Source organism: Pseudomonas sp. BF-RE-22 (genome assembly GCF_019956155.1).
In the GTDB taxonomy this organism is placed as follows: domain Bacteria; phylum Pseudomonadota; class Gammaproteobacteria; order Pseudomonadales; family Pseudomonadaceae; genus Aquipseudomonas; species Aquipseudomonas migulae.
In genome coordinates this window covers 20,795-46,659 of sequence record NZ_JAHBDD010000024.1, presented here as the reverse complement: position 1 = coordinate 46,659, position 25,865 = coordinate 20,795, and the positions used below count along the sequence as shown (strand labels likewise).

The following is a 25,865-nucleotide window of genomic DNA, read 5'->3' as shown; positions in this document are numbered from 1 at the left end:
GAATACGCCGCGGTGAACCAGTCAGTACGCGTTATCGTTAACGACCATCGCCAGCAAGCCGGCTCCTACAGGGATTGTCTGGTTTATCCGAGACAAAAAAAGGCCCGCATCGCTGCGGGCCTTTTTCATTGCGCGAGGTGGGGCAGGACGATTAACCCGCCACCAACACCCGAATCGCTTCCAGTCGCAGCGCTGCCTTGTCGAGCATCGCCAGACCTTGTTCACGCTGTTTACGCAGGGCAACCAGTTCGCTGTCGCGTACGGTCGGGTTGACCGCTTGCAACGCGGTCAGGCGCGCCAGTTCTTCATCGGTATCAGCCGCGAGACGACGTTGCGCCTCAGCCACGCGCTCGGCGTGACGCGGGAAGATTTTCTCTTCGCCGGCGTTGATCCGTGGCGTCAGCTGATCGCGCTGGGCCTGGATGAACTTGTTGGCGCTGGCACGCGGTACGCTTTCCAGTTGATCGTTCAGGGTCTCGAACGACACCCGGGCCGACAGGTCATTGCTATTGGCATCGAGCAGGCAGCGCAGCGCGGCCGGCGGCAGGTAACGACCCAGTTGCAGCGAACGCGGTGCAACCACTTCGCTGACGTAGAGCAGTTCCAGCAACACGGTGCCCGGTTTCAGCGCCTTGTTCTTGATCAGCGCCACGGCGGTGTTGCCCATCGAACCGGACAGCACCAGGTCCATGCCGCCTTGCACCATCGGGTGTTCCCAGGTGATGAACTGCATGTCTTCGCGAGACAGCGCCTGGTTGCGGTCGTAAGTGATGGTCACGCCTTCGTCGTCGCCCAGCGGGAAGCTGGCGTCGAGCATTTTTTCGCTCGGCTTGAGGATCAGGGCGTTTTCCGAGTGGTCTTCGCTGTCGATGCCAAAGGCGTCGAACAGGGTTTCCATGTAGATCGGCAGCGTGAACTGATCGTCTTGCTCGAGGATGTCCTCGACCAGCGCATCACCTTCGCCAGCGCCGCCGGAATTGAGTTCCAGCAAGCGGTCGCGGCCAGTGTGCAGCTCGGCTTCCAGGCGCTCACGCTCGGTGCGAGCTTCGTCGATCAGCGCTTGCCACTCGCCGTCGTCGGCATTTTCCAGCAGCGGCAGCAGGCGCGGGCCGAACTGATGCTGCAAGGCGTTGCCGGTCGGGCAGGTGTTGAGGAACGCGTTCAACGCTTCGTGGTACCACTGGAACAAGCGCTCTTGCGGGCTGGTTTCGAGGTACGGCACGTGCAGTTCGATGATGTGCTTCTGGCCGATCCGGTCGAGACGACCGATCCGCTGCTCCAGCAGGTCCGGGTGCGACGGCAGATCGAACAGCACCAGGTGGTGCGAGAACTGGAAATTGCGACCTTCACTGCCGATTTCCGAGCAGATCAGCACTTGCGCGCCAAATTCTTCATCGGCGAAGTAGGCGGCAGCGCGGTCACGCTCAAGGATGTTCATGCCTTCGTGGAACACCGTCGCAGGAATACCGGAACGCACGCGCAGGGCGTCTTCCAGGTCCATGGCGGTTTCGGCGTGGGCGCAGATCACCAGCACTTTGGTGCGCTTGAGCATTTTCAGCTGGTCGATCAGCCACTCGACGCGCGGGTCGAATTTCCACCAGCGTTCTTCTTCGTTGGCGTCCGGCTGGGCCTGGAAGCTGACTTCCGGGTACAGCTCGGCGTGATCGCCCAGCGGCAGTTCGAGGTATTCGTCGGGGCACGGCAGCGGGTACGGGTGCAGTTTGCGCTCCGGGAAACCCTGCACGGCGGCGCGGGTGTTGCGGAACAGCACGCGGCCAGTGCCGTGGCGGTCGAGCAGTTCACGGACCAGACGGGCACTGGCTTCGGTGTCGCCATCATTGACGGCGCTCAGCAGCGCTTCGCCTTCGTTGCCGAGGAAGCCGTGAATGGTCTTGTGCGCTTCAGGCGACAGGCGCCCCTTGTCCAGCAGCTCCTGAACGGCTTCGGCCACCGGGCGATAGTTCTCGCTCTCGGCGCGGAAGGCGTGCAGGTCATGGAAACGGTTCGGGTCGAGCAGGCGCAGACGTGCGAAGTGGCTGTCCTGACCCAGTTGTTCCGGGGTGGCGGTCAGCAGCAATACGCCGGGAATGACTTCGGCCAACTGTTCAACCAGCGAGTATTCCGGGCTGGCCTTGTCTTCGTGCCACACCAGGTGGTGGGCTTCGTCGACGACCATCAAGTCCCAACCGGCGGCGAACAGCGCATCCTGGGCCTTTTCGTCTTCCACCAGCCATTCCAGGGCGACCAGCGCAAGCTGGGTGTCTTCGAACGGGTTGGCGGCATCGCTTTCGATGAAGCGTTCTTCGTCGAACAGCGCGACTTGCAGGTTGAAGCGGCGGCGCATTTCCACCAGCCACTGGTGCTGCAGGTTTTCCGGCACCAGGATCAGCACGCGGTTGGCGCGGCCCGAGAGCAGTTGGCGATGAATCACCAGGCCGGCTTCGATGGTTTTGCCCAGGCCCACTTCGTCTGCCAGCAATACCCGCGGCGCAATGCGGTCGGCGACTTCACGGGCGATGTGCAACTGGTGCGCGATGGGTTGCGCACGCACGCCGCCCAGGCCCCAGAGCGAGGATTGCAACTGGCGGCTGGTGTGTTCCAGGGTGTTGTAGCGCAGGGAGAACCAGGCCAGCGGGTCGATCTGCCCGGCGAACAAACGGTCGCTGGCCAGTCGGAACTGAATGAAGTTCGACAGCTGGGTTTCCGGCAGGGTGACCACTTCGTTCTGCGCGTTGAGGCCGTGGTAGATCAGCAGGCCGTCGATGTCGTCGACTTCCTGTACGGTCAGTTTCCAGCCTTCGAAGTGAATGATCGAATCGCCCGGCGAAAAACGCACGCGGGTGAGGGGCGCATTCCGTAGCGCGTACTGGCGAGTCTCGCCAGTGGCCGGATAGAGCACGGTCAACAAGCGGCCGTCCTGTGCCAGAACGGTGCCTAAACCCAGCTCGGCTTCGCTGTCACTGATCCAGCGTTGCCCCGGTTGATACTGCTGCGCCATGCTGCCTGACTCCCACCTTGAAAAAGCGGGCTATCTTAACGGAATGAGGGCTTCAGGGCCAAAGGACTCTCAGAAAAACTCACAGTCTTACGTTAGTTCACCGCTTGAGACGTGTGCGGGCCGGGGCACTTGTTAGTGCCAATCCGGTCACAGTTTGCGACCGATGGCTCAAGTCGCCATCCCCGCAGCCGACAGCCTGCTGACAGGAGACAAATAATTATGCTGCCACCGATGCTCCCCTTGAGTGCCGTGCCGATCACTTCACAGCACGACCCGATCCGCCAGCGTCCGGATATTCCGCCTGTTGTGCCGGTGCAGGAAAGCTCCAACGAAAGCACGATCGACCTGCAACAGCGCGATCCGGAAGAGGCGGCGTTTCAGCTGCGCGAGGAACAACGCCGCAAGCAGGAAAAGGAACGCCGTCGCCGTGAAGCCGATGAAGATCCTGAAGAGCACCTGGCGATTCCCGGCACTGAGCTCAACGCGGATAACACCGTGCCGGTCGCGCCATTGATGGACGACGAGCCGCGTCAGGGGTTGTGGGTCGACATTCAGATTTAGTCCTTGATGAGGGAAAGTTCGTTGAGGGCGTCGAGCAGTACATCCATTTCTTCTTCGGTATTGAGGTAACTGACGGCAATCCGCGCGATGCTGTCCAGCCCTCGGGCCTGCATATCCAGCGGCGTATAGGCCACGCCATTGGCGCCGATGTTGATCCCTCGTTGCGCCAGCCGCTGCTTCAATTCAACGCTGTCCCAACCCTTGAGCGTGAAGGCGACCAAGCCTGATTGCTGATTCGCCGGCCCCAGGTTGTGTAGCGTCAGCCCGCTGACCGACTCAAGGCGTTCGCGCAGTTGCCCGCTCAAGCTTTCGATCCGCTGGCGAATCCGGGTTGCACCCAAGTGGTTGAACTCCTCCAGCGCATTGGCCAGCCCGGCCAGCAAAGCCACCGACACTTCACTGGTTTCAAACCGCCGCGCATCGTCACGCACCGAGAAACCTTCGCCGTCCCACGGCGCGGAAAGCACGTCCAGATGGCCGGGCACGAGCCGTTCGAGAAACCCCGGTTTGATGTACATCAGCGCCGTTCCTCGTGGGCCACGGAGGAATTTGCGCCCTGCGCCCTTGAGCACATCGCAGTTCAATGCCTGCACGTCGCAGGGCAATTGCCCCAGCGCCTGGCCGGCGTCGATGAAGTAGGGAATGCCGTGCTGGCGCGCCACGGCGCCAATGGCCTCGGCCGGGTTGATCAGGCCGCCGTTGGCCGGCAGCCAGGTCAATGCGATCAGCTTCACCTTCGGGTCGATCATCTGCTGGAGAGCGGACACGGACACGGCGCCCGTCTCATCGCAGGGAATCACCTCCAGCCGCGCCCCGGCGCTGACGGCCCGTGCGATGCAGGCCAGATTGCCGCCCCATTCATGGCGCCCGACCAGAATCCGCTCGCCGTCCTGCCACGGCCCCAATGCATTGAATGCCATGCCCCAGGCCGCCGAACCGCTGCTGGCGAACGCGATATTCTCAGTGTTTGCATTGAGCAGCAGGGCCGCCGCACTGCGAGCGCGGGCCTGCACGCTCTGGTCGGCGGCTTCCATGGGGCCGCAGTGGGCTTCGAGTCGCAGTTGCTCGATGATCGCGTCGAGGGTGGCCTGGCTCGGCAACGAGGCGCCGGCGTGGTTGAAGTGAATCACGCTGGCGCACCCCGGCGTCGCCGCTCGCAAACGCTCCACTTCGTCGAGGTTCATGGGCGTAGCTCGAAAATAGCGTCGATTTCCACGGCCACGCCGCCGGGCAGGCTCGATACGCCGACAGCCGTGCGCACATGCCGGCCTTTTTCGCCGAGGGCATTGACCAACAGGTTGGATGCGCCATTGGCGACCGCACCTTGACGCGCAAAATCCGGGGCGCTGGCGATGAACACGCCAAGACGGATGATGCGCACCAGTTTCGACAGGTCATCGCCGAGTGCATCGCTCAATTGTGCGAGCAGGCCCAGCGCGGCAAGTTCGGCGGCGTTGGCGCCTTCTTCATCGGAGATCGACTCTCCCAATCGGCCGATGAATGCCGGTTTGCCGTCCAGTAACGGAATCTGGCCGGAAATGAACAGCTGGTTCTGGCTGACCACGTGGTTGACGTAGTTGGCGATGGGCTGGCTCGGTGTCGGCAGGCTCAGGCCAAGTTGCTGGACACGGTGGGCGAGTGAATCGGTCATGGTGAATCCTCCTGAATGAAGGCTTCAGCATGTTGGCGGACGGGGAGCGCGACAAACGGATAGATTTAATCCGACGTATTCAATTGGCTCATGCGTAGATCATATGTGGGAGCGAGCCTGCTCGCGAAAGGGTGTGTCAGTCACATGAATGTTGGATGGGACATCGCCTTCGCGAGCAGGCTCGCTCCCACCTTTGATCCTCAGTCGCCGTGAGATTTGTGTGCGATGTTGGCCATCTCATTCAGCCATTCACTAAAGCATTGTGCCGCGTGGCTCGGCGGTCGCTCGGGCGTGACCAGCCAATACCCGATATCGCTAATGAACGGCGGGGTGGAGAAGGCTGCTACCAACGAGCCGTCCTTGAGTCGGCGCTCGATCAAGTGATGACGTCCCATGGCGATGCCTTGGCCGGCCACGGCGGCTTCGACGACGATGTTGTAGTCATGGAGCATGACGCTGGGGCAATGGCTGAGGTCGATGGCGTTGTGCGCGCTCCAGTCGATCCACTCGAACGGTTGGTGCGACTTGGCCATGAGCAGCGGACCTTGGTCGGTGCCCTTGGCCTTGAACGCCGGGCTGCAGACCGGGGTCAGTGTTTCCACCATAAAGCGCCGGGCCTGGACTTTCGGCCAGCCACCTTTGCCGTAGCGGATGGCCAGGTCGACTTCGCCGCCGCCGACGTCGGCCAGTTGCACCGAGGGCAGGAGTTCGACATGAATGTGCGGGTGGCGTGCGTTGAAACTGGCCAGGCGCGGCGCCAGCCACAGGGTGGCGAACGAAGCGAGCAGGCCGATGCGCAGGGTGCTTTCCTGGTGCTCATTGCCCCGCAGTTCACGGGTGGCGAGGGCGATGGAGGCGAGGGCCGGTTGAATCTGCCGGTAGTAGGCTGCCCCGGCTGGTGTCAGATCGATGGCCCGGGTGCGACGGATAAACAGCCGCTGGTTGAGGAACTGTTCCAGTTTTTGCACTTGATGGCTGATTGCACTTTGGGTCACCGACAATTCATCGGCGGCCTTGATGAAACTCAAATGACGCGCCACGGCCTCGAAGGCGCGCAGGGCCATCAAGGGAGGCAGATCCTGGTGCAGTTCCACGGCGCGGGTCCTTTGGGTCCATCGCAAAGTCGCGATTGTGCGTTGAAAAAACGCCATGAGCACATATTTTGTTAAGCCGCTGTTACGCAGGCGACTGGTCAGCGCGGGCGCCAGACCGCATTATTGGCGCAATCCTGCCGAGCGATGCGGCAGTTGAACTTCATTTCACGCGATGCACCGAAGACCATGAGCCAAGACGACAAACTGATCGACCTCAATTCCGAACGCGCCAAGCGTGTTCATGACCTCAACGAAAAACGCCTGAATGAAGTGCGCCAGGCATTCGAGCAGGCAATGCCGTTGGGCAAAGCGAAGAAGAAGCCGAAGAGCAAACCGAAAAAGCGTTAAACCCCTCGCATCCGTTGATGCAGATCAGTTTTCTCCCTCCTTTGCGCCCAGTCTCGGGCGATATTGATCCCGGTCAATTTCCTCTCCTGCCTGATTGGTTAACTTAGCCCCATCGCAACAGGGCAAGTGCAGGAGGCCAGTCATGTTTTTCGACAACGTGGTGATCGCCGGAGTGCTGACAGTCGGCCTCATGGTTCTGTTTTTCGCAGGGTTTGGATTTTTTATCTGGAAAGATTCGCACAAACGGAAAAAACCGTAGGTCTTTCTGGATGCAATGAGCACGCAAGGCATTTTGGGCAACTTCGGTTGCCCTTTTTTTTTGCCTGCGAAAATCTGGTGGTTTGTGTGGGTTGGCGGTGGGGGGGCTGAGTTGGGCAACGGCCTGGGGGTTTCAGGTTGGTTGTTGGGTGGTTTTGGGTTGTGTACATATCCGTTTCTGCGGTAACGGCTTCTATTGGTTTCGCTCTTACAGCGAGTCACTTGGAAAAGCCCCAAGTAACCAAGGGCTCTTGCCCCTTTCGTTCGGTGGCTCGCTAATGCTCGCCATACCCTCGCTCCGGTCCTGCTCCGTGGGCCCGCCGCCATCGGCCATCCTTGGCCGGGGGCGGCTAACCCGGCATCCATGCCGGGTTGCCCACTACGCAGAACCTGCGCTCGGCCTCTCGAGGGGGCGACTACCGCCACAGCCGCCGAGGCGGCCTGAAAGCCGACCTGGCTCTTTAGATGTCCGCGTTGTCCTTCTTTGCTGCGTTCACTCATTCCCGACATGTACACCGCTCCCCTGTAGGAGCCGGCTTGCTGGCGATGGCATCCGTCCAGTCAATAAATGTGTCGACTGACACACCGCTATCGTCGGAACGCCGCCCGCAGCAAGCCGGCTCCTACAGGAGATCGTGTACATTCCGAAAACATGTGCATTTCCCCTGTAGGAGCCAGCTTGCTGGCGATGGACGTCAACGATAACGCGTACTGTCTGAATGAACGCGTCGCCCAGACGCTTTTCGCCGGCAAGCCGGCTCCTACAGGGAATCCCATACGCTTTTGCTTTTCACCACTCATCAGGCCGAGCGTTAGCTCGCCTTCCGCTTTTGATCTGAGCGCCCCCTCGAGAGGCCGAGTGGAGGTTCTGCGCAGTGGGCAACCCGGCATGGATGCCGGGTTAGCCGCCCCCGGCCATGGATGGCCGATGGCGGCGGGCCCACGGAGCAGGACCGGAGCGAGGGCATGCCGAGCCTAGGCGAGGCACCGAACGAAAGGGGCAAGAGCCCTTGGTTACTTGGGGCTTTTCCAAGTGACTCGCCGTAAGGGCGAAACCAATAGCCGCCGTTACCGCAGAAATGGATATGCACCCCATCCAACACCGCCCCCCAGCTCGCGTGCTTCGTGAAGTTCACTAAAACGCAGCGATAAAAAAGGCGCGAACCTCACGGAACGCGCCTTTTTCGTTGCAGCGATGTATCAGCTGGCCAGTGCCTTCGACGCCAGCCAGAACAGGCCGGCCGACAGGCCCACGGTTGCCGGCAGGGTCAGGACCCAGGCCAGCAGGATGGTTTTGACGGTGCCACCTTGCAGGCCGCTTTTGTTGGCGACCATGGTGCCGGCCACGCCCGAAGACAGAACGTGGGTGGTGGACACCGGCAGGCTGAAGATGTTGGCCATGCCGATCAGGCTCGCCGTCGTGATCTGCGCCGACATGCCCTGGGAGTAAGTCATGCCTTGCTTGCCGATCTTCTCGCCGATGGTCAGTACCACGCGTTTCCAGCCAACCATGGTACCGAGGCCCAGAGCCAGTGCGACCGCCAGGATTACCCAGAACGGAGCGTATTCGGTGGTGGTTGTCAGGTCTTTGCGCAGCTTGTCCAGGTCAGCCTTTTCACGGGCCGCGAGGCTTGGCAGTTTGCTGACTTTCTTGGCCGTGTCGTCCAGGCAGAGCAGGTAGCGACGCACTTCGATGCGGCTTTCCGCCGACAACGAGTGGTAATCGGCCACACCTTTAAGGGTGTCGAGCAGGGCGGAAATGGTCGGTTCGGTCTGTTTCGGGTTGCAACGGAATTTCTCCGGCAGATCGCCTTCCACGCTTTTGCCCAGTGCCAGGAACTCGCCCAGCGTATCGGCATTGCGTTTGTAGAACTGGCTCAGGTGCAGGGTCGCATCGCGAGTCCGTTCGATCTGGTACGTGGTGCTGCCCAGGTCGAGCACGAACTGCGCCGGCACGATACCGATCAGCACCAGCATGATCAGGCCGATACCTTTCTGACCATCGTTGGAACCGTGCACGAAGCTCACGGCCATGGCCGAGATCACCAGCACCAGGCGGTTCCAGAAAGGTGGATGCTTCTTGTCGTCGATCTTGCGGCGCTGTTCCGGCGTCTTGTGCATCTTCGACAGCGGACGCCACCATTTAAGGCCGATCAGAATCAGCGCGGCGACCAGGAAGCCGGCCATTGGCGAGAACACCAGGGAGGCACCGATATCGATCGCCTTCTGCCAGTTCACACCATCGGCCAACGGAATGTCGTTGATCAGGGCGTTGGCCAGGCCGACCCCGAGGATCGAACCGATCAGCGTGTGGGAGCTGGAGGCCGGGATACCGAAGTACCAGGTGCCCAGGTTCCAGGTGATGGCGGCGGCGAGCAACGAGAACACCATGGCCAGCCCGTGACCGGTGTTCACATTGATCAGCAGTTCTACCGGCAGCAGGTGGACGATGGCATACGCCACGCCGACACCGCCCAGCAGCACGCCAAGAAAGTTGAACACACCGGAAAAGAACACGGCCAGATGAGGCGGCATGGCTTTGGTGTAGATAACAGTGGCCACCGCGTTTGCAGTGTCATGAAAGCCGTTGATGAACTCGAAGGCGAGGACAAAGGCGAGGGCGAGCAAGAGGCTCACAAGCACCCAAGCATCCAGTCCGCTGAATAAATCGATCATGAAGGTTTTCTGACCCGGTCATAAGGGGGCGCGATTATGCCAGAAAAGACTGCTAATCGATGCACTAGCTGCTCATCGGTAACATTCTTCAACGAATTAGTTTGCGGCAATAGCCCAGGCGCCGGGCTTTTACCGGGTTTTGCAAGTCGTTGAATTTCTTTGGAAAGCCCGCAGGCACAAGGTTTTATCTCTTGTAGGCGAGAGGTTTGAACGCTTGTGTGAAATATCTGAGAAGAGGGCCAGACATGAGCCATTTGCCTCATCAGATGGATGAGGAGGCCGCTGCCCGCTCGTAGCGGGCGCGAATGGCAACATCATTGCTTCCCGCTTTTAACGGGGGCAGGCGCGGGCCCTTGAAAGGAATCAGGCCGGAGCAATCATGGCTCTTCGGCTTTGAGTTCCTTTTCCATCTTCTGCAATTCCTGGGAAAAAGCCTGATCCTGAACGGTGGCGCGTTTACGCCAGGGTTTGCGTTCCGGTTCGGGCTGAGCGGCGTAGGTGGTGACTTCCCCGCCGTAAACTTCCTTGTAACGTTGTTCCTGGCGCTCAAGTTCCGCGCGCAGTTCGTCTTTCGTCACAGTGCTACCTGTATGGGTTGAGATTAATTCTGGTAAATCGCGCTGCAGCAAATGCATTGACCACGCTCGCCGAAAGGACAATGCCCGCAAAGGCATCGTTTTACGACACGGCAATCAATACTTCCATGTTGCAGGCGGCCACGGCACCAGAGCAAAACGGCTGACGTAGCATCAGATTCCTGTTTCAGCGAGCGCGCTGGCGGAGCATATGAAATGAACGACAGGCACTTGCTGCGGGCAGCCGCGATGGAACATCGTGCTGCCGGGTGACGCAATCGGCAAGTAAAAACCGAGGGGTCACTGAGTTGCATTATAGCGGTCGATTTGCAGAACACTATCGCCAACGAGTTAAAAATGAATGGCAATGTGTGATTGTTTTGTTACTTGAAAGTTTTGTGGTCACTTAGCAGTGATGTCTTTCTGGCGTCATTAAGCCGAACAAGTTAAAGCTTATATGGGGGGCTTTAACGGCGGGTTCAAGCAAAGGTAAAACATGTATTAGGGAACGAGCCGAAACCTGCACAGCGACTGTCGCGTCCATAGGGCTGATTGCGATTATCGGTCGGCCGTTCGATAATCGCCCGATCTTGGCTGCCTGTGGCTTGTGCGCCGAACCCGGGGCCGCATGTAATAGCCTTCGCCGATCCGTGTGGGAAAAGGACCTGATATGAACGAGCAAATGCGCAATTCCTTCGCTTCAGTAGCGCCGCCGATAGTCGCGTCGCCCGCCAAGCGGATCCAGGCCCTGACCGGCGACCCGGATTTCATGACGTCCCTGGCCCGTGGCCTGGCCGTGGTGCAAGCGTTCCAGGAGCGCAAACGGCATTTGACCATCGCCCAGATCAGTCACCGCACGGAAATTCCCCGCGCCGCTGTGCGACGTTGCCTGCACACCCTGATCAAACTCGGCTACGCCACCACCGACGGTCGCACCTATTCGCTGCTGCCCAAAGTGCTGACCCTCGGCCACGCCTATCTGTCCTCGACCCCGTTGGCGGTGTCGGCCCAGCCTTACCTCGACCGCATGAGCGAGCAACTTCATGAGGCCTGCAACATGGCCACACTGGAAGGCGACGACATTTTGTACATCGCCCGCTCGGCGACCACTCAGCGTCTGATCTCGGTGGACCTGTCGGTGGGCGGACGCCTGCCCGCCTATTGCACCTCCATGGGCAGGATTCTTCTCGCGGCACTGGACGACACGTCGCTGCGCGAATACCTCGACCATGCCGACCTGCAAGCCAAGACCAGTCGCACTCTGCATACCCCCGAAGCGCTGCTCGAGTGTCTGCAGGAAGTACGGCAACAAGGCTGGTGCATCGTCGATCAGGAACTGGAACAAGGCCTGCGCTCAATTGCCGTTCCGGTGTACGACGCTTCCGGGCAAGTGGTGGCGGCGCTCAACGTCAGCACGCACGCCGGCCGGGTCAGCCGCAACGAGCTGGAGCAACGGTTCCTGCCGGGTCTGCTGGCGGCCAGCCGCAACCTCAGCGCCCAGCTGTTTGCCTAAGCTGTTCGGTAATCGCCCAGACTCGCGTTTAACGAATTGACGCACTTTCCCCAGGATCACTAATGTCGCGGCAGCGCCAGCCTAGGCTGGCACCTGTCCGACTGCGTTCTTGCGTGGAATAAAAATAATGAACCAGCCTCAGTCTGCTGTAGGAAACTGCCTCGACGTGCAGTCCTTCATCAATGCTCAACCCATTTCGCGCTACCAGTGGCGAGTGGTGATCCTGTGTTTCCTGATTGTCTTCCTCGATGGCCTCGACACCGCGGCCATGGGCTTCATCGCGCCAGCACTGTCCCAGGACTGGGGCATCGATCGCGCCAGCCTCGGCCCGGTGATGAGTGCGGCGTTGATCGGCATGGTCTTCGGCGCACTGGGTTCCGGCCCGTTGGCTGACCGCTTCGGGCGAAAAGTCGTATTGGTGGGCGCCGTGTTGTTGTTCGGCGCCTTCAGCCTGGCGTCGGCTTACAGCACCAATGTCGATCAATTGCTGGTGCTGCGCTTCCTGACCGGCCTGGGCCTGGGCGCCGGCATGCCGAACGCCACGACGTTGCTGTCGGAATACACCCCGGAGCGCAAAAAATCCCTGCTGGTGACCAGCATGTTCTGCGGCTTCAACCTCGGCATGGCCGGTGGCGGGTTTATTTCGGCCAAGCTGATTCCGGCGTTCGGCTGGCACAGCCTGTTGCTGATCGGCGGAATTCTGCCGCTGATCCTCACCGTCGTTTTGCTGCTCTGGCTGCCGGAATCGGCGCGTTACCTGGTTGTGCGCAATCGCGGCACCGACAAGGTGCGCAAGGCGCTGGCGCCGATCGATCCGAGCGTTGTCGCTCAGGCATCCAGCTTCAGTGTGCCGGAACAGAAAACCGTGAAGGCGCGCAACGTGTTTGCGGTGATCTTCTCCGGCACTTACAGCACTGGCACCTTGCTGTTGTGGCTGACCTACTTCATGGGCCTGGTGATCGTTTACCTGCTGACCAGTTGGCTGCCGACGCTGATGCGTGACAGCGGCGCGAGCATGGAGCAAGCGGCGTTCATCGGCGCGCTGTTCCAGTTCGGCGGCGTATTGAGCGCCGTGGGCGTGGGCTGGGCGATGGACCGGTTCAATCCGCACAAAGTCATCGGCACTTTCTACCTGCTGGCCGGGGTGTTTGCCTACGCGGTAGGGCAGAGCCTGGGCAACATCACGCTGTTGGCAACCCTGGTGCTGGTGGCGGGGATGTGTGTCAACGGCGCGCAATCGGCGATGCCTTCTTTGGCGGCGCGGTTTTATCCGACTCAAGGGCGGGCGACGGGGGTGTCGTGGATGCTCGGGATTGGCCGCTTTGGCGCGATCCTCGGGGCATGGATGGGCGCGACGTTGCTGGGATTGGGCTGGAACTTTGAACAGGTGCTGACGGCGCTGGTGATTCCGGCGGCGTTGGCGACCACGGCGGTGGTGATCAAGGGCATGGTCAGTCATGCGGATGCGACCTGAGTCCGGGTTTCAGGATCTTCAGTGGGTTTGATGGACTCTTCGCGGGCAAGCCTCGCTCCTACAAGGGATCAACGAACCTGTAGGAGCGAGGCTTGCCCGCGAAGCTTTTTGGGATCGGTAGCCAAACAACAATCTGTTCGATAAACGAACACTCAGTCGATTATCGGATTGTTTGGCGTTTTTATGGGGCTTACTCTCTAGTCATTCCGGCGCGCGCATCGCGCCTTTTTCTACCACTGTCGGTTCATAACAAAACGGGAGCCTGCCCCATGGCTGAAATCCTTTCGCTGCACGACGCGGTGAAGCAATTCGTTAACGACGGCGATACCGTTGCGCTCGAAGGCTTCACTCACCTGATCCCTACGGCGGCAGGTCACGAAATCATTCGTCAGGGCAAGAAAGATCTGACGCTGGTACGGATGACGCCTGACCTGATCTACGACCAGTTGATCGGCGCCGGTTGTGCTCGCAAGCTGATTTTCTCCTGGGGCGGCAACCCGGGCGTGGGTTCGCTGCACCGTCTGCGTGATGCGGTCGAGAAGCAGTGGCCGCACCCGCTGGAAATCGAAGAACACAGCCACGCCGACCTGGCGAACGCCTACGTCGCTGGTGCATCCGGCCTGCCGTTCGCGGTGCTGCGTGCCTACGCCGGTTCCGACCTGCCGAAGGTCAACCCGCTGATCAAATCCGTTACCTGCCCGTTCACCGGCGAAGTGTTGGCCGCCGTGCCTTCGGTACGCCCGGACATCACCGTGATCCACGCGCAGAAGGCCGACCGTAAAGGCAACGTGCTGCTCTGGGGCATCCTCGGTGTACAGAAAGAAGCCGCACTGGCCGCCAAGCGCTGCATCGTCACCGTTGAAGAAATCGTCGACGACCTCAACGCACCGATGAACTCCTGCGTGCTGCCGACCTGGGCCTTGAGCGCTGTCTGCCATGTTCCCGGCGGTGCGCATCCGTCCTACGCCCACGGCTACAACGAGCGTGACAACCGTTTCTACCAGGCCTGGGACCCGATTGCCCGCGACCGTGAAACCTTCACCGCGTGGATCAACGAGTACATCCATGGCTGCGCTGACTTCAGCGAGTTCCAGGCCAAGCTGGCCGCTGCTTCGGAGGCGAAGTAATGACTTACACCACCAATGAAATGATGACCGTTGCCGCCGCTCGCCGACTGAAGAACGGTTCGGTGTGCTTCGTTGGCATCGGCCTGCCGTCGAAAGCGGCCAACCTGGCGCGGCTGACGTCCTCGCCCGACGTAGTCCTGATCTATGAATCGGGTCCGATCGGTGCCAAGCCGAGTGTATTGCCGCTGTCGATTGGTGACGGTGAACTGGCGGAAACCGCTGACACCGTCGTCCCGACCGGTGAGATTTTTCGCTACTGGTTGCAGGGCGGGCGCATCGACGTCGGTTTTCTCGGCGCCGCGCAAGTCGACCGCTTCGGCAACATCAACACCACGGTAGTCGGCGATTATCACGCACCGAAAGTCCGACTGCCGGGCGCCGGTGGCGCACCGGAAATCGCCGGTTCGGCCAAAAGCGTGTTGATCATCCTTAAACAGTCGTCGCGTTCCTTCGTCGACAAGCTCGACTTCATCACTTCGGTCGGCCATGGCGAGGGCGGCGATTCGCGCAAGCGTCTGGGTCTGCCGGGCGCCGGTCCGGTCGGCATCATTACCGACCTGTGCATCATGGAGCCGGAAGCGGGCACCCATGAATTCGTGGTCACGGCGTTGCACCCTGGCGTGACCCGCGAGCAAGTGGTTGCGGCCACCGGTTGGGCGATTCGTTTCGCTGACACTGTTGAACACACCGCCGAGCCGACCGAGGTTGAACTCAAGGCACTCAGGGATCTGGAAGCCCGCACCGCCGCCGCCCACGGCCAAGCACCCGGAGAAGCGTGATGCGTGACGTTTATATCTGCGACGCGATTCGCACCCCCATCGGCCGTTTCGGCGGTGGCCTGTCGGCGGTTCGCGCCGACGACCTGGCCGCCGTGCCGATCAAGGCCTTGATGGAGCGCAACCCGTCGGTGGACTGGAACGCCGTGGACGAGGTGTTCCTCGGCTGCGCCAACCAGGCCGGTGAAGACAATCGCAACGTGGCGCGCATGGCGCTGCTGTTGGCGGGCCTGCCGGAAGCCATTCCGGGCGTGACCCTCAATCGCCTCTGCGCTTCGGGCATGGATGCCATCGGCACCGCGTTCCGCGCCATCGCCAGCGGTGAAATGGAACTGGCGATTGCCGGCGGCGTCGAGTCGATGTCCCGCGCACCGTTCGTGATGGGCAAGGCCGATGCGGCGTTCTCGCGCAACATGAAGCTGGAAGACACCACCATCGGCTGGCGTTTCATCAACCCGTTGATGAAAGCGCAATACGGTGTCGATGCGATGCCGCAGACCGCCGACAACGTGGCGGACGATTACGAAGTATCCCGCGAGGATCAGGACGCGTTCGCCCTGCGCAGTCAGCAGCGGACTGCCGCCGCGCAAGCTGCAGGATTTTTCGCGGAAGAAATCGTCGAAGTGCGGATTGCCCACAAGAAGGGTGAAACCGTCGTCAGCCAGGACGAACATCCTCGCGCCGACACCACGCTGGAAACCCTGGCCAAACTGAAACCGGTCAACGGTCCCGACAAAACCGTCACCGCCGGCAATGCGTCGGGTGTGAACGACGGCGCGGCCGCACTGATTCTGGCCTCGGCCGAAGCAGTGAAGAAACACGGTTTGACTGCTCGCGCCAAAGTGCTGGGCATGTCCAGCGCCGGTGTCGCACCACGTGTCATGGGCATCGGCCCGGTGCCGGCAGTGCGCAAATTGACCGAACGCCTCGGCCTGGCAGTCAGCGACTTTGATGTGATCGAACTCAACGAAGCCTTCGCCAGCCAAGGCTTGGCGGTGCTGCGTGAACTGGGCCTGGCGGACGACGCGGCGCAGGTCAACCCGAACGGTGGCGCCATTGCCCTGGGCCATCCACTGGGCATGAGCGGTGCGCGCCTGGTGTTGACGGCGTTGCATCAGCTGGAAAAAACCGGTGGCAAGAAAGGTCTGGCGACCATGTGCGTCGGCGTTGGCCAGGGTCTGGCCTTGGCCATCGAACGGGTCTGACCCACAGCAGTGACAATAAGAACTGAGGAAAGCGAAATGACTGACAAGCCTGGTTACCGTCGCCCGCAGGAAGGCACCCAGCCGGAATACCTGCACCCGACGTATCAATCCACTAACTTGCGCTCACCGTCGAAGCCGTTGGTGTTTTTGCCTCATTCGTTGTCGGAAATTACCGGTCCGACCATCGGCGCCGAACGCGTCAACGAAAAGGACAATGACCTGACCGCCCAGCACAAGGGCGAGCCGCTGGGCGAGCGCATCATCATTCACGGCCGGGTGCTGGATGAAAACGGTCTGCCGGTGCCGGGGATTCTGGTGGAGATCTGGCAGGCCAACGCCGCCGGTCGCTACAACCATGCCCGCGACCTGCACGACGCGCCGCTGGACCCGAATTTCACCGGCACCGGCCGCACCGTGACCGACGCCGATGGCTGGTATCAATTCCAGACCATCAAGCCCGGCGCTTACCCGTGGGGCAACCACCACAATGCCTGGCGTCCGGCGCACATCCATTTTTCGCTGTTCGGGCCGAGCATCCTGACGCGCCTCGTCACGCAGATGTATTTCCCCGGCGACCCGTTGCTGGCGTACGACCCGATCTACAACTGCGTGCCCGATACCAGCGCCAAAGAGCGCTTGATCGCCAGTTTTGACCTGGAAAAAACCATCCCTTCCTATGCCCTCGGTTACCGCTGGGACATCGTCTTGCGCGGCCGCGACGCCACGCCGATGGAGAAATAAGATGACGCTGACTGCGACCACGTCCCACACCGTCGGGCCGTATTACCACATCGGCCTGACCTGGCTGAACCGCGAAAACCTGACCGTCGAACAAACCCTGGGCGAGCGCGTGGCGATCACCGGGCAAGTCATCGACGGCAACGGTGACATCGTCAACGACGCGATGCTGGAAGTCTGGCAGGCCAACGCCGCCGGCAAGTACGACCATCCCGAAGACGATCAGGCCAAACCGCTGGACCCGAACTTCGAAGGCTTTGGCCGGATCCCGGTGGATGAAGAAGGGCGCTTCCGCTTCACCACGATCAAACCGGGCACAGTGGAAGGCCTGAAAGGTTCGACCCAGGCGCCACACCTGGTGGTGCTGGTGTTTGCTCGCGGGCTGGTGAAGCACTTGCTGACGCGGATTTACTTTGATGGCGAACCGGCCAACGTCGCCGACCCGCTGTTGGAGTGCGTGCCGGCCGAGCGTCGCAATACCTTGCTGGCGAAGCAGGATGCGACCGGTGTTTACCAGTGGAATGTGATTCTGCAAGGCACGGATGCGGAGACGGTGTTTTTCGATTATTGAGTGAACACCACAACCTTGTAGGAGCCGGCTTGCTGGCGATTGCGGTGTGTCAGTGCCATCAATGCTGAATGACACACCGCGATCGCCAGCAAGCCGGCTCCTACAGGGGATCTGTGTTGCATCTGTGGAACGGGACTGTTGCAAAGTGTGTCTAGACTCTCACTGTCCCCATTGAGTGAAAAACAATGACAACGCCAATCGCTTCAACCGCGCTATACACCGGCGAAGAGCGCAGCAAACGGATCTTCGCGATTGTCGGCGCCTCGTCCGGCAACCTCGTCGAATGGTTCGACTTCTACGTCTACGCCTTTTGCGCGATCTATTTCGCCCCTGCCTTTTTCCCGTCCGACAACCCCACGGTGCAGTTGGTCAACACCGCGGGCGTGTTTGCCGCCGGGTTCCTGATGCGCCCGATTGGCGGCTGGATTTTCGGTCGCGTTGCGGACAAGCACGGGCGCAAGAATTCGATGCTGATATCGATTCTGATGATGTGCTTCGGTTCGTTGCTCATCGCCTGCCTGCCGACCTACAAGGATATCGGCGTCTGGGCGCCGATCATGCTGCTTTTCGCCCGTTTGCTCCAGGGCCTGTCGGTGGGCGGCGAATACGGCACCACCGCCACCTACATGAGCGAAGTCGCCCTCAAGGGCCAGCGCGGTTTCTTTGCCTCGTTTCAGTACGTCACACTGATCGGCGGGCAGTTGCTGGCGGTGTCGCTGGTGGTGGTGCTGCAACAGTTCCTCACCGAGGATGACCTGCGTGCCTATGGCTGGCGGATTCCGTTCGTGGTGGGTGCCATGGCGGCATTGGTTTCGCTGTACCTGCGTCGTTCGCTGAAAGAAACCACCAGCAAGGAAATGCGCGAGAACAAGGACGCCGGCAGCATCCGCGCGCTGTTCCGCGACCATAAGGCCGCGTTCATTACCGTGCTCGGTTACACCGCCGGCGGCTCGCTGATTTTCTACACCTTCACCACGTACATGCAGAAATACCTGGTGAACACCGCCGGCATGCATGCCAAGACCGCCAGCTACATCATGACCGGCGCGCTGTTCCTTTATATGTGCATGCAGCCGATCTTCGGCATGCTCTCGGACAGGATCGGCCGCCGGAGTTCGATGCTGTGGTTTGGCGCACTCGGCACGCTGTGCACCGTGCCGATTCTGCTCAGCCTGAAAAGCGTCACCAGTCCGTTCCTGGCCTTCGTGCTCATTACCCTGGCGCTGGCGATTGTCAGTTTCTACACCTCGATCAGCGGTCTGGTAAAAGCCGAAATGTTCCCGCCTGAGGTGCGTGCATTGGGTGTTGGCCTGGCTTACGCGGTGGCGAATGCAATATTCGGTGGTTCAGCGGAGTATGTAGCCTTGAGCCTCAAAGCGGTCGGCATGGAAAACTCCTTCTACTGGTACGTGACGTTGATGATGGCGATAGCGTTCCTGTTCAGCCTGCGTCTGCCCAAACATGCGAAGTATCTAGAAAACGACCTTTGATCCACACCCGCGGGCCCAAGCGGCCCGCGCCTCCAGGGACTGTTTATGAACCAGCGACCGGGCAATCAATTGTTCGATGCCTATTTCACTGCGCGCGATATGCGCGAGGTGTTTTGCGATCAGGGCCGGGTTCAGGCCATGCTTGATTTCGAAGCGGCGCTGGCCCGCGCCGAGGCGCATGTCGGGTTGATTCCGCAGACGGCGGTGGCGCCCATCGAAGCGGCTTGCCGCGCCGGGCACTACGATTTCGCCGCCCTCGGCGAGGCGATTGCCACGGCCGGCAATTCGGCGATTCCGCTGGTAAAAGCGTTGGGCAAACAGATCGCGACCACCGATGCCGAAGCCGAGCGCTACGTGCATCTGGGCGCCACCAGCCAAGACGTGATGGACACCGGCCTGGTGCTGCAATTGCGCCGGGCGCTGGAACTGATTGAGAGCGATCTGGCGCAACTGGGCGAAACCCTTTCAACGCAAGCCCAGCGTTATGTCGCCACGCCGCTGGCCGGTCGCACCTGGTTGCAGCACGCAACGCCGGTCACCTTGGGCATGAAGATCGCCGGTTGGCTGGGCGCCGTTACCCGCAGCCGTCAACGCCTGCAAGAACTCAAACCGCGCCTGCTGGTGCTGCAATTCGGCGGCGCCTCCGGGACCCTCGCGGCCCTCGGTGTGCAAGCGCTGCCGATTGCCGACGCGCTGGCCACGGAGCTGCACCTGACGTTGCCCGACCAACCGTGGCACACCCAACGCGACCGCCTGGTGGAGTTCGGTTCGGTGCTGGGATTGATCGCCGGCAGCCTCGGCAAGCTCGGTCGCGACATCAGCTTGTTGATGCAGACTGAAGCGGGCGAAGTGTTCGAACCCTCGGCGCCGGGCAAGGGCGGTTCGTCGACCATGCCGCACAAACGCAACCCGGTGGGCGCCGCCGTGTTGATCGGCGCTGCAACACGGGTTCCCGGTCTGCTCTCGACCCTGTTCAGTGCCATGCCGCAAGAGCACGAGCGCAGCCTCGGCCTGTGGCATGCCGAGTGGGAAACCCTGCCGGAGATTTGTTGCCTGGTGTCCGGCAGCCTCAAGCAGGCATTGCTGGTGGCAGACGGACTGGAAGTGGACGCCGAGCGCATGTCCCGCAACCTCGACCTGACCCAAGGCCTGGTGCTGGCCGAAGCGGTGAGCATCGTTCTCGCGCAACGGGTCGGCCGCGACACCGCGCATCATTTACTGGAGCAGTGCTGCAAGCGCGCCGTGGTCGAGCAACGGCATTTGCGCGCGGTGCTGGGCGACGAGCCGCACGTGACCGCCGAGCTCTCGGCCGCTGAACTCGATCATCTGCTGGACCCCGCTCACTACCTCGGCCAGGCCCGTACCTGGGTCGAGCGAGCGGTGGCTGAACATTCTGCGTTAACTGCCTGAAGGAGACTGCTGTGGCTTTCGTACAACTCGCCGAGGGCGAACTGAATTACCACCTCGATGGACCGGTCGATGCGCCGGTGCTGGTGCTGTCCAACTCGCTGGGCACCGACCTGTACATGTGGGACGCGCAAATTGCCGCGTTCACCGAGCATTTCCGGGTGCTGCGTTTCGATACCCGTGGCCACGGCAAATCCCTGGTCACGTCGGGGCCCTACAGCATCGAGCAACTGGGCCGAGACGTGCTGGCGCTGCTGGATGCGTTGCACATTGAGAAAGCGCATTTCTGTGGTCTGTCGATGGGCGGCCTGATCGGCCAGTGGCTGGGTATCAATGCCGGTGATCGATTGAACAAACTGGTGGTGTGCAACACCGCCGCGAAAATCGGCGACCCGTCGATCTGGAACCCGCGCATCGAGACCGTGCTGCGTGACGGCGCAGCGGCCATGGTTGCCCTGCGTGATGCGTCGATTGCGCGCTGGTTTACCCCGGACTTTTCCGAGGCCAATCCAGCGGCGGCGAAACGGATTACCGACATGCTCGCGGCCACTTCGCCGCAAGGCTACGCGGCCAATTGCGCTGCCGTGCGCGATGCCGATTTCCGTGATCAGTTGTCCTCGATCAAAGTGCCGCTGCTGGTGATCGCCGGCACCGAAGACGCGGTCACGCCGCCGTCCGGTGGGCACTTCATCCAGGAACATGTGGCAGGTGCCGAGTACGCCGAGTTCTACGCGGCGCACCTGTCCAACGTGCAGGCCGGCGATGCGTTCAGTGAACGCGTGATTGCCTTCTTGTCGGGCCATTGAGGAGAACATCCGTGGACGAGAAACAACGTTACGACGAGGGTATGAACGTACGCCGTGCAGTCCTCGGCGACGCCCATGTCGACCGCAGCCTGAATGCGCTGACCGAGTTCAATTCGGAGTTTCAGGAGATGATCACCCGCCACGCGTGGGGCGACATCTGGACCCGCCCGGGCCTGCCGCGCCATACCCGCAGCCTGATCACCATCGCCATGTTGATCGGCATGAACCGTGAGGGTGAACTCAAGTTGCACCTGCGCGCCGCCGCCAACAATGGCGTGACCCGTGGCGAGATCAAGGAAGTGATCATGCAGAGCGCCATCTACTGCGGCATCCCGGCGGCGAATGCGACGTTTCATTTGGCCGAGTCGGTTTGGGATGAGTTGGGCGTCGAGTCCCGGGAATAATGTTCGCGATTTGCGGTGCATGAATTGACGCCTTCGCGGGCAAGCCTCGCTCCTACAGAGGTTGTGATAATCCTGTAGGAGCGAGGCTTGCCCGCGAAGGCAATGTCATGTGTTACACCGTCGCGACGATGAATATGCGCTTGAACGGAAACAGCGTTCGCCCGTCGCTCTCCGGCGGGTAATGCGCGTGTATGCGCATCAGGTAGTGGTAAATGAAGCGCGCCTGTTCGTCGGCCTTGAGTCCCTGCATCACTGCCCGTAGCGCCGAGACCTTGACCCAGTCATAGATCGGCGTATGGCCGCGGACCACTTGCAATTGCTCGGTCTCCCAGATGTCCAGGGTTTCGGTGATCGGGGCGAGCAAGCGGTAGTAATCTTCCAGCGACAAGAGCGTTCGTGCGGCCATTGCCTCGCGCAGTTGCGCCGTGCCTAACGGTTGACCACAAGCCCCTGCGTCTTCCAGCGTGTCGAGCACCAACCGATACCACAACGCATCCCGCCAGTCGGGCATGTGCGCTGCCAGGCAACCGCCTGGATTGAGCATCCCGAGCAGTCGCGGCAGCAGTTGATGGTGATCCTTGATGAAGTGCAAAACGGCGGCGGCGAACAGCAGGTCTGCTGGCTGTTCGGGCTGCCAGTCGAGCAGGTCACACTGTTTCCACGATGCCTTGATGGGCAGAAGGCGGGCTTCGTCGAGCATTTGTCCGGAGCTGTCGATGCCCTGCAACTGAGCGCGAGGCCAACGCTTGGCCAACAGTTGCGTGGCGATGCCGGTGCCGCACCCCAGGTCATAAATGCGTTGGGGTGATTTGAGTTCGACACGACCGAGCAATTCATTCACCGGTCGTTGCCTGAGGCGCGAAAACTGCTGGTACGCCTTGGCGTCCCAGTGCGTGCAGGCGCTCCCTGCCTTATCAAGTTTGACGCTCATGAGGTGGTCCTCTCTGGCGGTTACAGTTGTCTTCCGATGACGTTCAGGGTTTTCAGGACAACAGCCACACCTTTGCGCGTGTCCGGCTCGTTCAGCAGTTTGATCAAGGCGTAGACCCCCGGTGGTTCCGGGGCGGCGGCGACTTCGGCGCGGGCCATGCGCACGGCGTTACTGACGGTCCAGGTGGCTGCGGTAGCGTTTTCGAACAACCGCGCCAGTTTTTCCACCATGGCGGCGTCCAGCAGGTCGACCATGTCCGAGGTCAACGAGAGCAAATCGACAAGGTTATCCAGTCGCCCGCCATCGATCAGCGGTTGCAGTTTTGCCATCAAGGCATCGAGTCCCTCCGACCTGTCGGCCGTGCCGATGGCGAGGGTTTCATCTGTCAGGTTTGTCATTGTGTTTGTCTCCCAGAACCCGTCACAGCATGCCCCGGGCAACCGCCCAGTACAGGCCACGATTGAAGCCGTTTCTGAGCAGCCCACCGAGTTTGGTCGGTGGGGTCGGTTGAACATCGCAGCCGTAGTCGTACCACAGCGGCATGCCGGCATTGAGGCCCATTTGCGCGACGGCCTGAACCCGTCCGTCGTAGACATCGACGGGACCACCGAGGCGGATTTCAGCGGTAATGTTGTTGGCGATCACCGGTGCCTGGTTGTGGCACGCGCCACCGGCCTTGCTCACCGGCAGATCGACGGTGTCGCCGATCACGTAGACGTTTTCCAGGCCGTAGACTTGCAGGGTTTCATGATTGGTGGGCAGCCAGCCTTCGTTACTGGGCGCTTGTGATGCTCCGGACTCCAGCACGGCGTCCACGGCGCGGATCCGCGGGGTTGCTATCAGGATGTCGAAAGACTTCGCGTCGCCTTCTGCGGAGTAGGCGATTTTGCTGTCGGGATCGACACGATCCAAGGTGAACCCACGCTGAAAACGGATGTTCTTCTGCTCGAAAATACCGGGCAGAATTTCTCCCGTCTTTCGTTGCAGGAACAGACAGTTGCGCAGTAACTGAGCGGTTGTCGGGTAGGTGTAGATAATTTCCACTTTGTCTCGCACACCCCGCCGCCGCAAATAATCATCGACCATCAAGGTGGTTTCGACGGGCGCGATACCGCATTGATGCGGCACGTTGGGTGTTAGCGGGAAAGACACGGTAATGAAGATCCGGCCTTTTTCGATGGTGCTCAGCTTCTGCGCCAGTTGCCGGGCCGGATCGTATTGATAGAAGTGGTCGCCGGCTTCTTTCAAACCTTCGATACGTTCCGGGGCGGGCACGCAACCGGTGGCGATGACCAGAAAATCGTAGTCGTAGACTTTACCGCTGCGGGTCTTGAGGCGTTGCCCGGCGAAATCGAAACGCGTCACTTCTTCAACGTTGAAGGTGATTTCCGGGCGCAACAATGAGCGTTCCGGGCGCTTTAGTTCTTCCTGAAAAAACAGGTTGAACGCCACGTACATGAACGCAGGTTTGTAGTAGTGATCGGGGGAGTTGGACAGCAGGGTAATCAGGACTTCGCCGCGCAGGATTTCTGGATACAGCTTGTTGACCAGTTGATTGGCCAGCATGGTTCCACCGACGCCGCCACCGACGATAACTATTCGCTTGCTCATACCTGACCTCCGTGGTCATGGCAGCTTCGCGTACAGCATCCGGAGATAACGGAAGAAAATGGGGGGCTCCTACATCAGGCTGGAGAACTTGAACGCCTTGATGACTGTATCTGCGGTTCAATAATTCGCCAGTTCATCGCGACCAGCGGTCAGCGCCAGCGTTTCCCCCCAAGGAGTCAACGCTGGCGCTGAGGCTTACAACAAACTGATCGGGTAGCTGATGATCAACCGGTTCTCGTCGAACTCGTTGTTGCTGTAGTCGCGGCGCATGGTCGAGTTGCGCCATTTGACGTTCAGGTCTTTCAGCGCACCGCTTTGTACGGTGTAACCCAATTCACTCTCGCGGCCCCATTCCTTGCCGTCGGTGATGGTGCCGGTGTGTACGTTTTCGCCGCTGATGTAGCGGTTCATCAGGGTCAGGCCCGGTACGCCGAGCGCAACGAAGTTGTAGTCGTGACGCACCTGCCAGGATTTTTCCCGCGCGTTGTCATAGCTGGAGTTGTAGCTGTCGTTGGCCAGGGTGCCGCCGCTGGTGCCGTTGACCCGCATCCAGGCGCTGTCGCCGGTGAGTTTTTGCAGGCCGACGTAGAAGGTGTTGCCGCCGTACTTGGCGGAAAGCATTCCCGACCAGGTCTTGTTGTCCAGATCGCCGGCGCGGGCGCTGCCGTCTTCCTTGCCGTAGAAGAAACCGAGGTTGGCGCCCAGGGTCCAGTCGCCGATGGGTTGGCTGTGGGTCAGGTTGACGAATTGCTGGCTGTAGATGTCCTTGAGTTCGGCGTTCCACAGACCGATCTGGGTGCGCTTCTCGTTGAACAGGTATTCGCCGCCCTGGAAGTTGAAGCGGTCGGAGGTGAACGCCGCTTTGCCGGTCATCGACATGTCGTTCATGCTGCTGTCGTCACGCGGGCTGTTCTGGCGGAACTGGCCGCCGTAGAGCGTCAGGCCGTTGATTTCCTTCGACGTGATCTGACCGCCACGGAAGGTTTGCGGCAGCGAGCGCCCATCGTCCGAACGCAGGATCGGCAGCACCGGCATCCATTCGCCGACCTTCACTTCGGTCTGCGACAGCTTGGCCTTGAACGCCACGTTGGTGCGACCGAAGTTGTCCGCCGGGCGACCATCGTGGTCCAGCGGCAGCAACTGCGTACCGCCGGTGCCTTTACCGCCGTCGAGTTTCACCGAGTACAGCCCCAGCACATCCATGCCGAAGCCGACGGTGCCTTGGGTGAATCCCGACTTGGCGTCGAGGATGAAACTTTGCGTCCACTCTTCAGCCTTGCCCTGTGCTTTGGTCGGGTTGGTGAAGTTGCGGTTGATGTAGAAGTTGCGCAGGTTCAGGTTGACCTTGGCCCCTTCGACAAAACCCGCCTCTTCGGCCGTGGCGGGCAGGGCGGCGCCAGCCAGTGCGAGGGCGATCAGGCTGGGAACGAAATAAGTGGAAGGCGTCATGGGCTCGGTCTCTCTAATTCTTGGAGATGAAACGGGGCGATGCCGCAACCGTCGGGTTGCAGACAAAAAGATTCGAATTCAAATGAAACGGGGCGAGATCAGCCGGACAGGGCGGGGCGCGGGGGCATGGTGTCGAACCTGTTGTTATTGGTTTTGTGTGGCGAATGGTGCGGGGAATGAACTGGATGGTTCAATTGGTAAA

At 60.7% G+C, this 25,865-nt stretch carries 24 protein-coding genes; 14 read left to right on the top strand and 10 right to left on the bottom strand.

Features of this window, described 5'->3' with window-relative positions; translation table 11 throughout:
* Nucleotides 1-151: 151 nt before the first annotated feature.
* Nucleotides 152-2,998, bottom strand: a complete 2,847-nt coding sequence (gene rapA / locus KGA82_RS14770) for an RNA polymerase-associated protein RapA (RefSeq protein ID WP_223450973.1) — start codon at nucleotides 2,996-2,998, stop codon at nucleotides 152-154.
* 219 nt (nucleotides 2,999-3,217) lie between these two features.
* Here rapA and KGA82_RS14765 point away from each other — a divergent pair, with 219 nt between their 5' ends.
* Complete coding sequence (locus KGA82_RS14765; RefSeq protein WP_008034222.1) at nucleotides 3,218-3,559, top strand: hypothetical protein; 342 nt, start codon at nucleotides 3,218-3,220, stop codon at nucleotides 3,557-3,559.
* On the opposite strand, the gene KGA82_RS14760 is transcribed toward KGA82_RS14765, so the two are convergent.
* The 3 genes from KGA82_RS14760 to KGA82_RS14750 form a co-directional block, all read right to left on the bottom strand.
* Nucleotides 3,556-4,743 (bottom strand): aminotransferase class V-fold PLP-dependent enzyme, encoded by a 1,188-nt coding sequence (locus KGA82_RS14760; RefSeq protein ID WP_223450971.1) that lies wholly within the window; start codon nucleotides 4,741-4,743, stop codon nucleotides 3,556-3,558. The genes KGA82_RS14765 and KGA82_RS14760 overlap by 4 nt on opposite strands.
* Nucleotides 4,740-5,210 (bottom strand): RidA family protein, encoded by a 471-nt coding sequence (locus KGA82_RS14755; RefSeq protein ID WP_223450969.1) that lies wholly within the window; start codon nucleotides 5,208-5,210, stop codon nucleotides 4,740-4,742. Before KGA82_RS14755 ends, KGA82_RS14760 begins: the two co-directional genes overlap by 4 nt.
* A 200-nt stretch (nucleotides 5,211-5,410) precedes the next feature.
* The gene (locus KGA82_RS14750; RefSeq protein ID WP_223450967.1) at nucleotides 5,411-6,304 is read right to left on the bottom strand and encodes a LysR substrate-binding domain-containing protein; all 894 of its coding nucleotides are present in this window, start codon (nucleotides 6,302-6,304) and stop codon (nucleotides 5,411-5,413) included.
* A gap of 186 nt (nucleotides 6,305-6,490) precedes the next feature.
* Between KGA82_RS14750 and KGA82_RS14745 the strand changes: the two genes are divergently transcribed.
* Both KGA82_RS14745 and ccoM read left to right on the top strand, forming a co-directional pair.
* A complete protein-coding gene (locus KGA82_RS14745) occupies nucleotides 6,491-6,652 on the top strand; it encodes a hypothetical protein (protein ID WP_085988412.1) in 162 nt (53 codons plus the stop codon).
* 142 nt (nucleotides 6,653-6,794) lie between these two features.
* Nucleotides 6,795-6,911, top strand: coding sequence for a cytochrome c oxidase subunit CcoM (gene ccoM, locus KGA82_RS29385; RefSeq protein WP_007906619.1), 117 nt, complete (start codon nucleotides 6,795-6,797; stop codon nucleotides 6,909-6,911).
* Nucleotides 6,912-8,110: 1,199 nt separating this feature from the next.
* On the opposite strand, the gene KGA82_RS14740 is transcribed toward ccoM, so the two are convergent.
* Nucleotides 8,111-9,586, bottom strand: a complete 1,476-nt coding sequence (locus KGA82_RS14740; protein ID WP_008025627.1) for an inorganic phosphate transporter — start codon at nucleotides 9,584-9,586, stop codon at nucleotides 8,111-8,113.
* Nucleotides 9,587-9,963: 377 nt separating this feature from the next.
* A complete protein-coding gene (locus tag KGA82_RS14735) occupies nucleotides 9,964-10,164 on the bottom strand; it encodes a hypothetical protein (protein ID WP_007903846.1) in 201 nt (66 codons plus the stop codon).
* A 667-nt stretch (nucleotides 10,165-10,831) separates the two neighbouring features.
* On the opposite strand from KGA82_RS14735, the gene pcaR reads away from it, so the two are divergent.
* From pcaR to pcaC, 11 genes are all read left to right on the top strand, one after another.
* On the top strand, nucleotides 10,832-11,674 hold the full coding sequence (gene pcaR, locus KGA82_RS14730) for a pca regulon transcriptional regulator PcaR (RefSeq protein WP_008025635.1): 843 nt from the start codon (nucleotides 10,832-10,834) through the stop codon (nucleotides 11,672-11,674).
* Nucleotides 11,675-11,801: 127 nt separating this feature from the next.
* The gene (locus KGA82_RS14725; protein ID WP_008039434.1) at nucleotides 11,802-13,148 is read left to right on the top strand and encodes an MFS transporter; all 1,347 of its coding nucleotides are present in this window, start codon (nucleotides 11,802-11,804) and stop codon (nucleotides 13,146-13,148) included.
* A 269-nt stretch (nucleotides 13,149-13,417) separates the two neighbouring features.
* Nucleotides 13,418-14,275 carry a CoA transferase subunit A gene (locus KGA82_RS14720; protein WP_008025638.1) on the top strand — a complete coding sequence of 286 codons (858 nt, stop codon included), beginning with the start codon at nucleotides 13,418-13,420 and terminating at the stop codon, nucleotides 14,273-14,275.
* Nucleotides 14,275-15,054: a CoA-transferase subunit beta gene (locus tag KGA82_RS14715; protein WP_008025640.1), complete on the top strand. Its 780-nt coding sequence runs from the start codon at nucleotides 14,275-14,277 to the stop codon at nucleotides 15,052-15,054. Before KGA82_RS14720 ends, KGA82_RS14715 begins: the two co-directional genes overlap by 1 nt.
* Nucleotides 15,051-16,256, top strand: coding sequence for a 3-oxoadipyl-CoA thiolase (pcaF, locus tag KGA82_RS14710; RefSeq protein WP_223450966.1), 1,206 nt, complete (start codon nucleotides 15,051-15,053; stop codon nucleotides 16,254-16,256). The genes KGA82_RS14715 and pcaF overlap by 4 nt, the downstream gene beginning before the upstream one ends.
* Nucleotides 16,257-16,292: 36 nt before the next feature.
* Nucleotides 16,293-16,997, top strand: coding sequence for a protocatechuate 3,4-dioxygenase subunit beta (gene pcaH / locus KGA82_RS14705; RefSeq protein WP_223450964.1), 705 nt, complete (start codon nucleotides 16,293-16,295; stop codon nucleotides 16,995-16,997).
* Between the two features lies 1 nt (nucleotide 16,998).
* Nucleotides 16,999-17,565: a protocatechuate 3,4-dioxygenase subunit alpha gene (gene pcaG, locus KGA82_RS14700; RefSeq protein ID WP_223450962.1), complete on the top strand. Its 567-nt coding sequence runs from the start codon at nucleotides 16,999-17,001 to the stop codon at nucleotides 17,563-17,565.
* A gap of 185 nt (nucleotides 17,566-17,750) precedes the next feature.
* Nucleotides 17,751-19,055 (top strand): MFS family transporter, encoded by a 1,305-nt coding sequence (locus tag KGA82_RS14695; protein WP_008039437.1) that lies wholly within the window; start codon nucleotides 17,751-17,753, stop codon nucleotides 19,053-19,055.
* Nucleotides 19,056-19,100: 45 nt separating this feature from the next.
* Complete coding sequence (locus tag KGA82_RS14690) at nucleotides 19,101-20,465, top strand: 3-carboxy-cis,cis-muconate cycloisomerase (protein ID WP_223450960.1); 1,365 nt, start codon at nucleotides 19,101-19,103, stop codon at nucleotides 20,463-20,465.
* Between the two features lie 11 nt (nucleotides 20,466-20,476).
* On the top strand, nucleotides 20,477-21,268 hold the full coding sequence (gene pcaD, locus KGA82_RS14685; RefSeq protein ID WP_223450958.1) for a 3-oxoadipate enol-lactonase: 792 nt from the start codon (nucleotides 20,477-20,479) through the stop codon (nucleotides 21,266-21,268).
* Between the two features lie 11 nt (nucleotides 21,269-21,279).
* Nucleotides 21,280-21,672: a 4-carboxymuconolactone decarboxylase gene (gene pcaC, locus KGA82_RS14680; RefSeq protein WP_008025653.1), complete on the top strand. Its 393-nt coding sequence runs from the start codon at nucleotides 21,280-21,282 to the stop codon at nucleotides 21,670-21,672.
* Between the two features lie 112 nt (nucleotides 21,673-21,784).
* Here pcaC and KGA82_RS14675 read toward each other — a convergent pair whose 3' ends face one another.
* The 4 genes from KGA82_RS14675 to KGA82_RS14660 all read right to left on the bottom strand — a co-directional run bounded on the left by KGA82_RS14675 (nucleotide 21,785) and on the right by KGA82_RS14660 (nucleotide 25,663).
* The gene (locus KGA82_RS14675; RefSeq protein WP_223450956.1) at nucleotides 21,785-22,603 is read right to left on the bottom strand and encodes a methyltransferase domain-containing protein; all 819 of its coding nucleotides are present in this window, start codon (nucleotides 22,601-22,603) and stop codon (nucleotides 21,785-21,787) included.
* Between the two features lie 20 nt (nucleotides 22,604-22,623).
* Entirely contained in the window at nucleotides 22,624-23,001 is a 378-nt protein-coding gene (locus tag KGA82_RS14670; RefSeq protein WP_223450954.1) for a DUF1641 domain-containing protein, read from the bottom strand.
* A 22-nt stretch (nucleotides 23,002-23,023) separates the two neighbouring features.
* Complete coding sequence (locus KGA82_RS14665) at nucleotides 23,024-24,214, bottom strand: FAD/NAD(P)-binding oxidoreductase (protein WP_223450952.1); 1,191 nt, start codon at nucleotides 24,212-24,214, stop codon at nucleotides 23,024-23,026.
* A gap of 195 nt (nucleotides 24,215-24,409) precedes the next feature.
* On the bottom strand, nucleotides 24,410-25,663 hold the full coding sequence (locus KGA82_RS14660) for an OprD family porin (RefSeq protein WP_223450950.1): 1,254 nt from the start codon (nucleotides 25,661-25,663) through the stop codon (nucleotides 24,410-24,412).
* Nucleotides 25,664-25,865 lie beyond the last annotated feature (202 nt).

Coding starts and splice junctions, on each gene's coding strand:
- KGA82_RS14695 (WP_008039437.1), top strand. CDS start 17,751: ATGACAACGCCAATCGCTTCAACCGCGCTATACACCGGCGAAGAGCGC.
- KGA82_RS14740 (WP_008025627.1), bottom strand. CDS start 9,586: ATGATCGATTTATTCAGCGGACTGGATGCTTGGGTGCTTGTGAGCCTC.
- KGA82_RS14715 (WP_008025640.1), top strand. CDS start 14,275: ATGACTTACACCACCAATGAAATGATGACCGTTGCCGCCGCTCGCCGA.
- KGA82_RS14760 (WP_223450971.1), bottom strand. CDS start 4,743: ATGAACCTCGACGAAGTGGAGCGTTTGCGAGCGGCGACGCCGGGGTGC.
- KGA82_RS14765 (WP_008034222.1), top strand. CDS start 3,218: ATGCTGCCACCGATGCTCCCCTTGAGTGCCGTGCCGATCACTTCACAG.
- pcaR (WP_008025635.1), top strand. CDS start 10,832: ATGAACGAGCAAATGCGCAATTCCTTCGCTTCAGTAGCGCCGCCGATA.
- KGA82_RS14725 (WP_008039434.1), top strand. CDS start 11,802: ATGAACCAGCCTCAGTCTGCTGTAGGAAACTGCCTCGACGTGCAGTCC.
- KGA82_RS14670 (WP_223450954.1), bottom strand. CDS start 23,001: ATGACAAACCTGACAGATGAAACCCTCGCCATCGGCACGGCCGACAGG.
- KGA82_RS14745 (WP_085988412.1), top strand. CDS start 6,491: ATGAGCCAAGACGACAAACTGATCGACCTCAATTCCGAACGCGCCAAG.
- KGA82_RS14755 (WP_223450969.1), bottom strand. CDS start 5,210: ATGACCGATTCACTCGCCCACCGTGTCCAGCAACTTGGCCTGAGCCTG.
- KGA82_RS14665 (WP_223450952.1), bottom strand. CDS start 24,214: ATGAGCAAGCGAATAGTTATCGTCGGTGGCGGCGTCGGTGGAACCATG.
- ccoM (WP_007906619.1), top strand. CDS start 6,795: ATGTTTTTCGACAACGTGGTGATCGCCGGAGTGCTGACAGTCGGCCTC.
- KGA82_RS14660 (WP_223450950.1), bottom strand. CDS start 25,663: ATGACGCCTTCCACTTATTTCGTTCCCAGCCTGATCGCCCTCGCACTG.
- pcaH (WP_223450964.1), top strand. CDS start 16,293: ATGACTGACAAGCCTGGTTACCGTCGCCCGCAGGAAGGCACCCAGCCG.
- rapA (WP_223450973.1), bottom strand. CDS start 2,998: ATGGCGCAGCAGTATCAACCGGGGCAACGCTGGATCAGTGACAGCGAA.
- KGA82_RS14720 (WP_008025638.1), top strand. CDS start 13,418: ATGGCTGAAATCCTTTCGCTGCACGACGCGGTGAAGCAATTCGTTAAC.
- pcaG (WP_223450962.1), top strand. CDS start 16,999: ATGACGCTGACTGCGACCACGTCCCACACCGTCGGGCCGTATTACCAC.
- KGA82_RS14690 (WP_223450960.1), top strand. CDS start 19,101: ATGAACCAGCGACCGGGCAATCAATTGTTCGATGCCTATTTCACTGCG.
- KGA82_RS14675 (WP_223450956.1), bottom strand. CDS start 22,603: ATGAGCGTCAAACTTGATAAGGCAGGGAGCGCCTGCACGCACTGGGAC.